General features: G+C 66.2%; 13 protein-coding genes. 9 read left to right on the top strand and 4 right to left on the bottom strand.

What is annotated here, in order from left to right; translation table 11 throughout:
- The first annotated feature begins 181 nt into the window (after window positions 1-181).
- The gene (locus tag NDI86_RS14045; protein WP_310901067.1) at window positions 182-859 is read left to right on the top strand and encodes a protein sorting system archaetidylserine synthase; all 678 of its coding nucleotides are present in this window, start codon (window positions 182-184) and stop codon (window positions 857-859) included.
- Here NDI86_RS14045 and NDI86_RS14040 read toward each other — a convergent pair.
- The gene (locus tag NDI86_RS14040) at window positions 844-1,638 is read right to left on the bottom strand and encodes an alpha/beta fold hydrolase (RefSeq protein ID WP_310901066.1); all 795 of its coding nucleotides are present in this window, start codon (window positions 1,636-1,638) and stop codon (window positions 844-846) included. The two genes, NDI86_RS14045 and NDI86_RS14040, sit on opposite strands and share 16 nt — an antisense overlap.
- 148 nt (window positions 1,639-1,786) lie before the next feature.
- Here NDI86_RS14040 and NDI86_RS14035 point away from each other — a divergent pair, with 148 nt between their 5' ends.
- From NDI86_RS14035 to NDI86_RS14010, 6 genes are all read left to right on the top strand, one after another.
- Window positions 1,787-2,029, top strand: coding sequence for a DUF7127 family protein (locus NDI86_RS14035; RefSeq protein ID WP_310901065.1), 243 nt, complete (start codon window positions 1,787-1,789; stop codon window positions 2,027-2,029).
- Window positions 2,030-4,297, top strand: coding sequence for a CDC48 family AAA ATPase (locus tag NDI86_RS14030; protein ID WP_310901064.1), 2,268 nt, complete (start codon window positions 2,030-2,032; stop codon window positions 4,295-4,297).
- 231 nt (window positions 4,298-4,528) lie between these two features.
- Window positions 4,529-5,356 carry a cytochrome c oxidase subunit 3 gene (locus NDI86_RS14025; protein WP_310901063.1) on the top strand — a complete coding sequence of 276 codons (828 nt, stop codon included), beginning with the start codon at window positions 4,529-4,531 and terminating at the stop codon, window positions 5,354-5,356.
- A 246-nt stretch (window positions 5,357-5,602) separates the two neighbouring features.
- On the top strand, window positions 5,603-6,301 hold the full coding sequence (locus tag NDI86_RS14020) for a helix-turn-helix domain-containing protein (protein WP_310901062.1): 699 nt from the start codon (window positions 5,603-5,605) through the stop codon (window positions 6,299-6,301).
- 95 nt (window positions 6,302-6,396) lie between these two features.
- Window positions 6,397-6,729 (top strand): hypothetical protein, encoded by a 333-nt coding sequence (locus NDI86_RS14015; RefSeq protein WP_310901061.1) that lies wholly within the window; start codon window positions 6,397-6,399, stop codon window positions 6,727-6,729.
- A 2-nt stretch (window positions 6,730-6,731) separates the two neighbouring features.
- Window positions 6,732-6,881 (top strand): hypothetical protein, encoded by a 150-nt coding sequence (locus tag NDI86_RS14010; protein ID WP_310901060.1) that lies wholly within the window; start codon window positions 6,732-6,734, stop codon window positions 6,879-6,881.
- 59 nt (window positions 6,882-6,940) lie between these two features.
- Here the strand turns inward: NDI86_RS14010 and NDI86_RS14005 are convergent, their stop codons facing one another.
- Window positions 6,941-7,450 (bottom strand): DUF7979 domain-containing protein, encoded by a 510-nt coding sequence (locus tag NDI86_RS14005; RefSeq protein WP_310901059.1) that lies wholly within the window; start codon window positions 7,448-7,450, stop codon window positions 6,941-6,943.
- Window position 7,451: 1 nt separating this feature from the next.
- Entirely contained in the window at window positions 7,452-9,719 is a 2,268-nt protein-coding gene (locus NDI86_RS14000; RefSeq protein ID WP_310901058.1) for a DUF6789 family protein, read from the bottom strand.
- Between the two features lie 173 nt (window positions 9,720-9,892).
- Between NDI86_RS14000 and coxB the strand changes: the two genes are divergently transcribed.
- Both coxB and NDI86_RS13990 read left to right on the top strand, forming a co-directional pair.
- A complete protein-coding gene (gene coxB, locus NDI86_RS13995) occupies window positions 9,893-10,708 on the top strand; it encodes a cytochrome c oxidase subunit II (RefSeq protein WP_310901057.1) in 816 nt (271 codons plus the stop codon).
- 124 nt (window positions 10,709-10,832) lie between these two features.
- Window positions 10,833-11,390, top strand: coding sequence for a DUF420 domain-containing protein (locus NDI86_RS13990; protein ID WP_310901056.1), 558 nt, complete (start codon window positions 10,833-10,835; stop codon window positions 11,388-11,390).
- 43 nt (window positions 11,391-11,433) lie between these two features.
- Here the strand turns inward: NDI86_RS13990 and NDI86_RS13985 are convergent, their stop codons facing one another.
- Window positions 11,434-12,141 carry a DUF2270 domain-containing protein gene (locus NDI86_RS13985; RefSeq protein WP_310901055.1) on the bottom strand — a complete coding sequence of 236 codons (708 nt, stop codon included), beginning with the start codon at window positions 12,139-12,141 and terminating at the stop codon, window positions 11,434-11,436.
- Window positions 12,142-12,354: the final 213 nt, after the last annotated feature.

Genomic DNA, 12,354 nt, shown 5'->3' with positions numbered 1-12,354 from the left:
TACCCCACTCGACGGCCCACAGGCGTTTCCCCACATAGACTGTCCCCTTGGTACCCCTGATTCGCGGTTACCCATAAATAATTTATGTAGATACGACTGTCAATTCTTGGGACACGACGGTGTGAGCCCGACGGCGAGTGGCTTTCGACTCTTTCATGTAGTCGGTGGTCCACCGCCAACCATGGGCTTCAGGGTGCATCGCCGACTCAGCCGAGCCGACGCCGTGACGCTGTGTAACGCTGTCGTCGGGTTCGCCGCCGGGGTGGTGGCCTTTACCGACCTCCAGTTGGCCGCGAGGCTCGTCCTCCTGTCGGTCATCGTCGACGCGCTCGACGGCATCGCCGCCCGCAACGGGGAGAGCTCCGAGGTCGGACCGCTGCTCGACTCCATCACGGACGTGCTCTCGTTCGGAGTCACGCCCAGCCTGTTCGTCTACGTGGTCTTGCAGTCGGGCTACGGCGACGCCGCGCCCGTCGCGACCGTCGGACTCGTGGTCGTCGCCTCGCTGTACGCCGTCTTCTCCATCCTCCGGACGGCGTTCTACACGACCTACTTCGACGGCGCCGAGGAACGGCCGGGGATGCCGAACTCGCTCGGGGCGATACTGCTGGCGACGGCCTACCTGGCCGGTGTCACCGACCCCCTCGTCGTCGCCGTCGGCGCGACCCTCCTCGCGGTCGCGCAGGTCTCCCCGTTCGACTACCCGAAGCCGGGAGTGAAGACGGTCGGGCCGATGGGCGTCGTCCTCTTCGGGGCCGTCGTCGCCCCGACCGCCTTCGGTCGCGCGGCGCCGCGACTCATGCTCGTCATCGCGCTGCTGTTTTTCGCGCTGGGCCCGCGCTACTACCGGGCCGAGTAGCCGTCGACCGCGTCGTCGAGAAACCCCTCGACGGCGCGGTTGAACGCCGCCGGCCGCTCCAGCATCGCCAGGTGGGCGGCGTCGGGCACGACGGCGAACTCGCCGCGCGGGAGTTCCCGGGCGAGCGTCTCGTGGTAGCGCCTCGGGGTGAGCCTGTCGTGTTCCCCACACAGCGCCAGCGTCGGGGCCTCGACCGCAGGGAGTCGCTCGCGCACGTCGAAGTAGTCGCAGGTCCGGAAGTCCCGGCGGGTGACGCGACGACCGACGGCCCGCAACTGCTCGCGTGAGGGGGCCAGCAGCGACTCGTCGGTCGCGTGAAACAGCCGGTCGCGCCCGTGGAGGAACTGGACGGCGCGCTCGAAGTCGTCGTCGAGCCACGCCAGGAGCCCGTCGAAGACCGGCAGCGCCGGTCCGGTGCCAGCTAGCACGAGCGCGTCGGGGTCCCAGTCGGTCTCCAGGGCGACCCACTGGGCGACCGCACCGCCCAGAGAGTTGCCGACCAGAACCGTCGCGTCGACGGCCCGCGCGACGGCGACCACGTCCTCGGCGTAGGCGTCGAGCGTCTCCCTTCCCGGGGCAGTCGTCACGTCTCCCGAGTCGCCGTGGCCGCTCAGGTCGAGCGCGACGGCGGGGTGTGCCGGCCCGCCGGGCGCGTACTGGCGGCTCCAGGGCCGGTGTGTCGCGCCGCTCCCGTGGACGTACAGCGTCACCGGCCCCGAGCCGTCGCCGGTGACAGTTCGGTACGCTGTTGTTCGCCCGTGATGTTCTACTGTCTCCACGCGCTTGCGTACGCGAGCGTAGCGAATAAAGGCCCCCGAGACCTACCGTAGAGTGTGAACCGCATTCAAGCAACAAACCGAGAATCCCCGCTATAGGGCGGTTTTTGGCGAAAGCTTTAAATACTTATCGCACTTACTCGTGGTTAGGATGAACACAGACCAACAGTTGTTCGACGAGCTGCCCGTCCGCCGATTCGAGTACGACGACAGCGTCGTGCTCGCGGCGGACGTGGGTGTCGCCGACGACACCAGCGTGGATGTCGTGGACGACACGGTGATTCTCGTCGCCGGTGACGAGCAGTACGAACAGCCCCTGCCCGAGGAGGGCGCACGTGCGTTTATCAACAACGGCGTCCTCACTATCGAACTGTCAGGCGAGGAGGACCACTAGATGAAACTCACTGTCAAACCACTCAAACAGAAGGACGCGGGTCGTGGCCTCGCGGCCATCGACCGGGCCGCGATGGACGAGATGGACCTAGAGAACGGCGACTACATCGTTCTCGAAGGCAAGGGGAGCAACCGCGCCGTCGCTCGCGTGTGGCCGGGCTACCCCGAGGACGACGGCAAGGGAATCGTCCGTATCGACGGCCAGCTCCGCCAGGAGGCCGGCGTCGGTATCGACGACTCGGTGACCGTCGAGAAGGCCGACGTCAAGCCCGCGACCAGCGTGACCGTCGCGCTCCCCCAGAACCTCCGCGTTCGGGGGAACGTCGGGCCGATGATTCGCAACAACCTCAGCGGCCAGGCCGTCACGCAGGGCCAGACCGTCCCCGTGAGCTTCGGCCTCGGGCCGCTCTCCTCGATGTCGGGCCAGAAGATTCCGCTCCGCATCGCGGAGACGGCCCCCTCGGGCACCGTGGTCGTCACCGACCAGACCGAGATTCAGGTCAGCGAGAAGCCCGCCGAGCAGATTCGCGAGGGCGAGGGCGCGGCCAGCCCCGAGTCGCCCGACGTGACCTACGAGGACATCGGCGGCCTCGACGACGAACTGGAGCAGGTCCGCGAGATGATAGAGCTGCCGATGCGCCACCCCGAGCTGTTCCAGCAACTGGGCATCGAGCCGCCGAAGGGTGTCCTGCTCCACGGCCCGCCGGGCACCGGCAAGACGCTCATGGCGAAAGCCGTCGCCAACGAGATAGACGCGTACTTCACCACCATCTCCGGCCCGGAGATAATGTCGAAGTACTACGGCGAGAGCGAGGAGCAACTGCGTGAGGTCTTCGACGAGGCCTCGGAGAACTCCCCGGCCATCGTCTTCATCGACGAGATAGACTCCATCGCGCCCAAGCGCGGCGAGACCCAGGGCGACGTGGAACGCCGCGTCGTCGCCCAACTGCTCTCGCTGATGGACGGGCTCGAAGAGCGCGGGCAGGTCATCGTCATCGGCGCGACCAACCGCGTCGACGCCATCGACCCCGCCCTGCGCCGCGGTGGTCGCTTCGACCGCGAAATCGAAATCGGCGTCCCGGACAAGGAGGGCCGCAAGGAAATCCTGCAGGTCCACACCCGCGGGATGCCCCTCTCCGAGGAGATCGACCTCGACAGCTACGCCGAGAACACCCACGGCTTCGTCGGTGCGGACCTCGCCTCGCTCACGAAGGAGTCGGCGATGAACGCGCTCCGGCGCATCCGCCCCGAACTCGACCTCGAATCCGAGGAGATAGACGCCGAGGTCCTCGAGAAGCTAGAGATTGACGACGACGACGTCAAAGACGCGATGAAGGGCATCGAGCCCTCCGCGCTCCGCGAGGTCTTCGTCGAGGTGCCCGAAGTCACCTGGGACTCGGTCGGCGGGCTCGAAGACACCAAGGAACGGCTCCGCGAGACCATCCAGTGGCCCCTCGAATACGGCTCCGTCTTCGACGCGATGGACCTCGAAGCCGCGAAGGGCGTCCTGCTGTACGGCCCGCCGGGCACGGGGAAGACCCTGCTCGCGAAGGCCGTCGCCAACGAGGCTCAGTCGAACTTCATCTCCGTGAAGGGGCCCGAACTGCTGAACAAGTTCGTCGGCGAATCCGAGAAGGGCGTCCGCGAAGTGTTCGCGAAGGCCCGCGAGAACGCCCCGACGGTGGTGTTCTTCGACGAGATAGACTCCATCGCCACGGAACGGGGCGGCGGCCAGACCGACTCCGGCGTCGGCGAGCGGGTCGTCTCGCAGCTGCTGACCGAACTCGACGGCATCGAGGAGATGGAGGACGTGGTCGTCGTCGCGACGACGAACCGGCCCGACCTCATCGACAGCGCCTTGCTGCGCCCGGGCCGACTGGACCGCCACGTCCACGTCCCGGTGCCCGACGAGGAGGCTCGCCGGGCCATCTTCGCGGTCCACACCCGCGACAAACCGCTGGCCGACGGCGTCGACCTGAACTCGCTTGCCCGCCGGACCGACGGCTACGTCGGCGCCGACATCGAGGCCGTCTGCCGCGAGGCGTCGATGGCCGCGACCCGCGAGTTCATCAACAGCGTCGACCCCGAGGATATCGGCGACTCGGTCGGAAACGTCCGCGTGACGATGGACCACTTCGAACACGCGCTCGACGAAGTCGGCCCCAGCGTCACCGACGAGACCAAGGAACGCTACGACGAGATAGAGCAGCGCTTCGACACGGCCGAACCCGACATGGAGGAAGACAAGGTCGGCCGGACGTTCCAGTAGTCCTTTTTGCTTCGGGAGGCGTCCTCGGCCGCTTCGCGGCCTGCGGGCACCCCCACTCGCAAAGAGCTACGCTAAAAGGGCCGGAATCACCGACGGCGATTCCGGTGTACCGCGTCTCGCTTCGCTTGCGCGGATGTCCACCGCAGTGTTCTCGTTCGTATCTCTGCTCCATCACCGCCCCGCTCCGCCACCCGGCCACTTATTTAACGACAGCGTCCCCACAGTACGACAATGTCCGGTTGGCTCACCAGCGCAGGCGGTCACGCCGAGGAGGACCACGACGGAGAGCACCACGACCACCGGAGCCGCTGGCCGCTCATCGCGGCCATCGGGGCCGGCATGCTGTACCTCGGGGCGGGCTTTTACTTCGTCGGCCAGGACCTCGTGCCCGTGCTCGTTCCCGCCGGCCTCGCCGGGGTCGGCGTCCTGGGACTGCTGACGGGCCTGTTCGGCTGGGCCTTCGAGGCCTTTATCGCGCCGCGGGCGGGTCACGCCGGCGGGAGCGCCGACCTCTACACGACGACGATGATTCTGTTTCTCGTCTCCGACGTGGCGACGTTCTCGGCCGGGTTCATCTACTACGCCTTCATCCGCTCGGCGCAGTTCTGGCCGCCCGACCACCTCCCGCCGCTGCTTGGCTCGCTGGTCATCATCAACACGGCCCTGCTGGTCGCTAGCAGCGTCACCATCCACTACGGACACGAGGCGCTGGAAGACGGCGACCGGACGAAGTTCCTCGGGCTCCTCGGGGCGACGTTCGCGCTGGGTGTCGTCTTCCTGGGCGGACAGGCCTACGAGTACTACGAACTGCTCGTCGTCGACGGCTTCTCCATCTCGACGGGCGTGCTGGGCAGCGCCTTCTACGGTCTGACGGGCCTGCACGGCCTCCACGTCGCGCTGGGCGTGTTGCTCATCGGCATCGCCCTGGCGCGCTCGCTGCGGGGCGAGTTCGGGCCCGCCCACGACACGGCCATCAGGACGACGTCGCTGTACTGGCACTTCGTCGACGCCGTCTGGATTTTCCTCGTGGTGGCGCTGTACGTCGGCGCGACGGTGTAGTCGGGCCCTGGGCGTCGTGACCGGGGCGAACCTGTTCGGAAGGGCTTGCTCGCCGAACCGTTCGCGGCTATCGGCTGCTATATAGAAGTCTGATTTATATACACCTTCTATTTGCAACCCCAGCCGTGACCCGCGGTAGTGTACAATTAGATGACAGATGTGCCCTCCTCCCGGTCGATGCAGTCGGTCGCACGCACCGAGAGTCCACCACCCGTTTCGACCCCCTGCTCCGGAGCGGCCGCGTCGATGAGCGTCGTCGTCGAGTTCTCGATGCCCGGCGAGTCGTTTCCGTTCGGGCGCGCGACGAGGGGCGGGGAGGACATGCAGGTGCAACTCGAACGGCTCATCCCGCTGAAACAGGAGCGAATCCCCTTTCTGTGGGCGATAGGCGAGGACTTCGACCAGTTCGAACGGCACCTGAGAGAGAGCGACGCGGTGAAACACGTCGAGGCCGTCTTTCGCCGCGCCAACAGCGTCCTCTACTACGTCGAGTGGTACACCGACAGGGAGTCGTTCCTGAACGGCGTCTGCGAGGCGGGCGGCGCGATTCTGGCGGCCCACGGCAACGCCGAGTGGTCGTTCACGATACGGTTCCGGGACCACCAAGCGCTCACGGAGTTCCACCAGTTCTACCAGTCCGGCGAGTACCCGGTCGCCATCGAGCGCGTCTACTCGCCCGAGGAGTCGTCCCGTCTCACGTACGGGTTCGGACTCACGCCGGAGCAGCGAGACGTCCTGATGCGGGCGGTCAAACAGGGGTATTTCTCGGTCCCCCGCGAGACGGACCTTGGCGAAATCGCCGAGCAAGTCGGAATCAGCCGTCAGGCCGCCTCAGAGCGTGTCCGGCGCGCGGCCGAGAAGGTCCTCCGGCAGTCGCTGGTCGGCCTCACCGCGGACGCTCTCGGACCGCCGACGGACGGGACCGAAGGGGAGCAGCAAGGTTGAAGTATATATATGACCTTGATATAGATGCCTGAATCGGTCGTGGTGTAATACATCAAACAGACTGCTGACACCGGTCAGTATCGTCTCTCTGAACGATGATACCTATCACGAACGGCCCGCCCGTCGAACTGCACCCGATGCTACGTGCGGTCTCGCGCCCCTACGCACCGCTGGTGTGTCGGTACTTCCGGCGCTACTCGACCGAGACCGCAGACGTGGACGACCTCGTACGATTCGTCCGGGACCACGACGAGCGGGCTACAGAGCCCGACCGTGTAGACATACTGCTTCATCACGTGACGCTCCCGGCGCTCGCAGCGGCCGGCGCCCTCGACTACAGTTCCGGTGACACCGTCCGGTATCTGAGGCCCGACCTCGTGGAACCGTGGCTAGACAACGTCTCCGGGGACGGAGGTGGTCGGAATTGATAATGGTCATGTGTCAGTCCTGTGGCGAGTTCGTCACAGCCACCGAAGAGAGCGGGGACCTGGTGCCGTTGTCGGACGCGTGTCCCGACTGCGGTGAGACGAAGTTCAAGCATATCGAGTCGGGCCGAACGATGGATACCGAGGAGACGTAGGCAGACTGCTGTCGAGACCGGGTCCCGTGGACGAGCGAGTGTCCCGGCGCCACGCCCTCCTATTCTACGTTCGCCCGCTCTTCCAGTTCGATGAGCTTCCGGTAGATTGGCGGCGTGAGGATACCGACGACGCCGAAGATGATGGCGAAGACGCCGAGCGGGAACTGCAGCGCCGGCGCGACGAAGCAGGGGTTCTCCGCGACGACGGTGACGTAGTGGCGCTCGCCCTCGTACGTGACGATGGTCCCGTTCTGGAAGGCGTCACGGTTGGGGAACGGGCCCGCCACCCGGGCTTCCCCGACGGGGTCTTCAAGCGCCGACCGGAACGCCGCCTGCTCCGACTCGGCGAGGTCCTCGTACCGGAGTCGCGTCAGGTTGGGCGCCGTCTCGTTGAACGCCAGCGGTGACTCTTCGGCCCCCTCGACGGCGATAGTCGGTTCGTCACAGTCCGTGATGTCCTCCTGGATGATGGCGTAGCCGCCGGGGACGGCGCCGCCGATACCGACGGCGACCAGCAGGACGCCGACGAAGGGCGCGACGTAGGTAAAGAGGATTGACTCGTCCGCCATGTCAGGCCCCCACGTCCCCTCGGCGCGACCGGAGGAACTGGAACGTGACGCTCAGTCCGAGGCCGTACGCCCAGTGGGCGACGAAGACGAAGGTGAGGTAGCCAACGAGCGCCAGTCCGGACTGGTCGGTGTAGAACGCCACCGAGAACCCGGTCGCCATGAGCGTCGCGAACACCAGTCCGGTCTCGAACATGCGCCGGCCGGGCAGGTACTCCTGGAACGAGAGGAACAGGAGGGGCCAGACGACGGTGCCGGCGACGAGGAACAGGCCGGCGCCGACGAGCTGGTTCGTCCCCAGTCCGACCAGTTCGGATATCTCGGCGAACGACGCGGGGTCTAACACGCCGATGACGATGGCCGTCCCGATGCCGCCGGTCATCAGGAAGGTGCCGATGAACCCGGAGATAGCGGCCAGGGACGCGTTCCGATAGACGTTCTGGGCGACGCTGCCGACCCCGCCCAGCAGCCCCATGGGCTCCATCTCGGGCGCGTAGGCCCGCCGCGTCGTCTCGGGCTGGGCCCGTTCCATGTCGTACTTCTCGACCATGCGGTCCTCGAACCACTGCCACTCGCGGGTGAACTGGTTCGTCGCCTTCAGGTTCCACGGGTCGGTCGACTGGACCACGTCGCCGCGCCAGTACGACACCAGCATGTTGTAGAGCCACATCACGGCCGCCAGGCCGATGACGTAGGCGCCGACCGTGGCTATCTGCTGGGCGAGCTGGTACTCCGGCGGGTAGATGGCCTGTCGGCGCGGCAGCCCGAGCCCGCCGATGACCAGCAGAATCATGAACGTGACGAACGAGCCGGTGATGAGCAACCCTGACTGGAACTTCGCCAACCGTCGGTCGTACCACCGGCCGGTCATGATGGGGTACCAGTAGTAGCTGGCCGCTATCATCATCATCGGGATGATGCCGACGACGATGAGGTGGAAGTGGCCGACGACGTAGTACGTGCCGTGATAGAGGATGTCGATGGGGATGACCGCGAGGAAGACGCCGGTCACGCCGCCGATGATGAACGTCCCGATACCCCCGGCACAGAGGATAAAGGGGGCGCTCAACGTGATGTCGCCGTCCCACATCGTCGTAATCCAGTTGAACACCTTGATGGCGCTCGGGACGGCGATAGCGATAGACAACGCCATGAACGAGGCCTTGAGCCGCGGGTCGACACCGGAGGTGAACATGTGGTGGGCCCAGACGCCAAAGGAGAGCACGGCCAGTCCCAGCGTCGAGTAGACGATGAACTGGTAGCCAAAGAGCTTCCGGCCGACGAACTTCGGCAGCGTGAGACTCATCAGCCCCGTCGCCGGCAGGAAGAGGATGTACACCTCGGGGTGGCCCCAGAACCAGAAGAGGTGTTGCCAGAGCACCGGGCCGCCGCCGCCGGTCGCGAAGAACGTCGTCCCGAGGTTGCGGTCCAGCAGCAACATGACGAGCGCGCTGCCAAGCAGCGGGAAGGCAAACAGCGCGATGCTGCTGGTGACCATCATGTTCCAGGAGAAGATGTCCAGGTTCCCCCAGGAGACGTCGTCGGCCCGCTCGTAGATGACGGTCGCGATGAAGTTGATGGCGCCCACCGTCGTCGCGATACCGCTCAGGTGCAGGCCGAGCAACAGCAGGTCTATCTGGGGGTTGGGCTGGGTGGCCGACAGCGGCGCGTACAGCGTCCACCCGACGCTGACCTCGCGCAAGGAGAGGAAGAAGGTGATGGAGTCCTCGGGCAGAAAGAGGCCCAGCACCTGGCCACCGATCTGGACGAGGAGACCGAAGCGGGCCATCAGCAGGGCCGGCGGGAGCAGCCAGAAGCCGATGGCGTTGACCCGCGGGAACGCCATGTCGTCGGCCCCGATGAGCAGCGGGAGGAAGTAGTTCCCGATGCCGAAGAACACGGGCAGGACGAAGAAGATGAGCATCGTCAGCCCGTGGGTGGTAAAGAGGGCGTTGTACGTCTCGGGCGTCCAGATGTCCGCCGGCGGCGTCAGCAGTTCCGTGCGGAGCATCATCGCGTCCATCCCGCCCCAGAGGGCGGCGACGGTGCCAAAGACGATGTAGAGGATGCCGATTTCGCGGTGGTTCGTCGTCGTCAGCCAGCGCAGCGCCTCGTCCTGGAGGCGGCCGAGTTCGAACTGGAGTTCCTCGCGGGTGAGGTAGCCGCCGTCGCTGGCCGGACGGGCCTTGTACCGGGCCCGGAACCAGAGGGTGAGGATACCGAGTGCGAGGAGCGCCAGGGCCGACCCCTCGATGACGGCACGGTTCATCATCGGTGAGCCGTCGTGAGAGCCGCAGTAGTTAGCGTTTCTGTCGGGGAAAGCATTACTCGAATCTCACGGAGCCACGGACATAAAACTACGCGACGACGGGGGCGGTGTCTGTCGATGACACGGGGGGGTAGACTGGCCAAGCTATATCATACCCCCGCCGTAAGTTGTGACCAATGCGTCTCAGTCGCGTCCTGTCCTACCTGTGCGTTCTCACACTCGGTGCGGTGGTGTTTACCACGCCCGCCGCCGCCCAGTCGGTCAACCGGGCGGCCATCGACGAGCTGAACGAGCAGTTGCTGTACGTCGCGCTCCCGTTGACGCTGTTCGTCGAACTGACGCTCGTCTACGCCATCTACCGCTTCCGCAACAACGACAGCCCCCGACCCACCATCGACGACCCGGCCCTGGAGATAACCTGGACGGCCGCCACCGGCGCCATCCTGGTGTTCGTCGGCGTCTCGGGCTTTTTCGTGCTGGCGAACCCGTATATCTCGCCGGCCGCCGCGGACACGACAGGCGACGACGTGGGTGAGCAACTGGAGGTCGACGTGCTGGCCTACCAGTGGGACTGGCAGTTCACCTACGGCGACACGGGCGTCACCACCAGCGAACGGCTGGTGCTACCGAAGGGGGCCGACGTCCGGTTCACGATGACCTCCTCGGACGTGATACACTCGCTGTATATCCCCGAGTTCGGCGTCAAACAGGACATCTTCCCCGGCCAGGAGACGATTGCGCGCACCAGACCGACCGAGAACGGGTCCTACCGGCTCTACTGTGCCGAGCTGTGTGGCTCCGGCCACAGCCGAATGCAGGCTACCGTCATCGTGATGAACCAGTCCGACTACGACGACTGGTTGGCCAAGCGCCAGGGGAACGCGCCGCCAGCGAACGGCACGGCGGCCGACTCGAACGCCTCGGCGGACGGCGCGACGGCCACGCCGACAGAAGCGAACGCGACCCAGGCGGCCCTCGCTCGACCGGCCTGACACCGGTGGCCGCGGCGCTGTGGCTCCCGACCTCTGACTCCGGACTCGTCTACGCGATGTTGCACCACCGCTGGTGAAAACGGGGTTCACAACCCACTTTATCGGGCGTCGCTAACGGACGCCCATGTTGGACGTACGCGAGCAGGTGCCGGCGCTCACCGCCGTACTGACGGTCGTCTCGCTGGCGCTGGTGTTTGGCGCGGTCGGCGGGGCGATTCCCGCCGTGTTGCTCCCCCGAGCGCCCGAGTCGGTCCTCGAAGCGATACCCACGGTCAACGCCCTCATCAGCGCCGCTGCCATCGTGAGTATCCTCGCCGGTGTCAGGGCAATACGGCGGGGGAACGTCGAGCGCCACCGGCGGTTGATGGTCGGCGCGTTCGGCCTCTTCGTGGCCTTCCTCGTCCTCTATCTCTACCGCGTTACGCTGGTCGGGCCGACGGATTTCCCCGGCCCGGCCGTCGTCGAGACGTACGTCTACTTCCCGCTGCTCGCCATCCACATCCTGCTCGCTATCGTCGCCATCCCCGCGGTTTACTACACGCTCCTCCTTGCCGCGAGCCATCCGGTGTCCCAGCTCGGACGGACGAACCACCCGCGAGCGGGGAAAGTGGCCGCGACGATGTGGCTGATTTCGTTCTCGCTGGGCATCGTCGTCTACGCGATGTTGTACGTCGTCTGGTGAGCGCGGTTCTCGCGACCAGAGGGAGCGAGAACCGCGTCGGGCCTCACCGCTTCCAGTCGCCCGACTCCTCCCCGTGGAACTCCCCGCGGGCGCGGCGCTGCCGTGGCCAGAACGTGAAGACAGTCAACAGGAGGAAGAACACGGCCACGACGCTCACGACGACCTCTCCGGCGAGCCCCGGGACCGACGCGGTGGCAACCCACGACTCTCCGGGCGTGTACAGCGAGATGCGAAACGCCCAGGCGACCCCGAGAAGGACGTACAGCGGGAAGTACACCTTCCGGAGCCGCCGTGCGAGCGCTTCCCAGTAGGTCACTTTGAACGTCGGCGTCCGGAGGTCGGCCGCGAGTTCGCTTCGCCAGGTCTCCATCGGCACCTCCTCGGGGTCGAGCGAGTTCGCAAAGAGGTTCTCCTCCAGCACGCGGACGCGGGCCCGACTGGCGTCGAAGGTCCGGTAGCGACGGACGTCGAAGAGGGCAAAGAGCGTGACCCCCAGCATCCCGATGAGCAGCAGATACGCGGCCACGTCGCCGCCCTGGAACGCGAGCGCGAGTACCGCCGTGACGACGACGATTGCCCAGTCGATGGTGAGGTCGAGCCGCGAGAGCAGGTTCCCGCTCTGGGCCACCTCGCCGCGGTAGTAGTGGGGCATCAGCGAGAGGAACGCCTCGGTGTCGGTCGCCGCCTCCTTTGCGACTTCGCTGGCCGCCGGCGCGGTCGCGTCGAAGTCGTCCGCGCCGTCACCGTTCATCCCGTCCCCCGGTGGCTACCGGCGCCGACCGGCTGTTTCCCGCAGTATCCGGTGGCTGTGCTGTGCGTGTCCATACAGTCAGTTACGCTGACAGCTGTGATGACGGTACCGCCCGGCGGCGATGGGACCGCGGCGGCCCAGGGGTCAGCTCTCGGCACAGACCCCGCAGGCAAGTCGTCACTATCCACTTTCGAGGTGGCGGCGAACGTCCAC

It is taken from the genome of Haloarcula onubensis, assembly GCF_031624605.1.
GTDB classification, from domain to species: Archaea; Halobacteriota; Halobacteria; order Halobacteriales; family Haloarculaceae; genus Haloarcula; species Haloarcula onubensis.
This window is presented reverse-complemented; position numbering and strand designations above follow the sequence as displayed.

What these genes read in the sequence shown, in the direction of transcription:
- NDI86_RS14035 (WP_310901065.1), top strand. Translation starts at nt 1,787, where the DNA reads ATGAACACAGACCAACAGTTGTTCGACGAGCTGCCCGTCCGCCGATTC.
- coxB (WP_310901057.1), top strand. Translation starts at nt 9,893, where the DNA reads ATGCGTCTCAGTCGCGTCCTGTCCTACCTGTGCGTTCTCACACTCGGT.
- NDI86_RS14010 (WP_310901060.1), top strand. Translation starts at nt 6,732, where the DNA reads ATGGTCATGTGTCAGTCCTGTGGCGAGTTCGTCACAGCCACCGAAGAG.
- NDI86_RS13990 (WP_310901056.1), top strand. Translation starts at nt 10,833, where the DNA reads ATGTTGGACGTACGCGAGCAGGTGCCGGCGCTCACCGCCGTACTGACG.
- NDI86_RS13985 (WP_310901055.1), bottom strand. Translation starts at nt 12,141, where the DNA reads ATGAACGGTGACGGCGCGGACGACTTCGACGCGACCGCGCCGGCGGCC.
- NDI86_RS14025 (WP_310901063.1), top strand. Translation starts at nt 4,529, where the DNA reads ATGTCCGGTTGGCTCACCAGCGCAGGCGGTCACGCCGAGGAGGACCAC.
- NDI86_RS14000 (WP_310901058.1), bottom strand. Translation starts at nt 9,719, where the DNA reads ATGATGAACCGTGCCGTCATCGAGGGGTCGGCCCTGGCGCTCCTCGCA.
- NDI86_RS14015 (WP_310901061.1), top strand. Translation starts at nt 6,397, where the DNA reads ATGATACCTATCACGAACGGCCCGCCCGTCGAACTGCACCCGATGCTA.
- NDI86_RS14005 (WP_310901059.1), bottom strand. Translation starts at nt 7,450, where the DNA reads ATGGCGGACGAGTCAATCCTCTTTACCTACGTCGCGCCCTTCGTCGGC.
- NDI86_RS14045 (WP_310901067.1), top strand. Translation starts at nt 182, where the DNA reads ATGGGCTTCAGGGTGCATCGCCGACTCAGCCGAGCCGACGCCGTGACG.
- NDI86_RS14020 (WP_310901062.1), top strand. Translation starts at nt 5,603, where the DNA reads ATGAGCGTCGTCGTCGAGTTCTCGATGCCCGGCGAGTCGTTTCCGTTC.
- NDI86_RS14030 (WP_310901064.1), top strand. Translation starts at nt 2,030, where the DNA reads ATGAAACTCACTGTCAAACCACTCAAACAGAAGGACGCGGGTCGTGGC.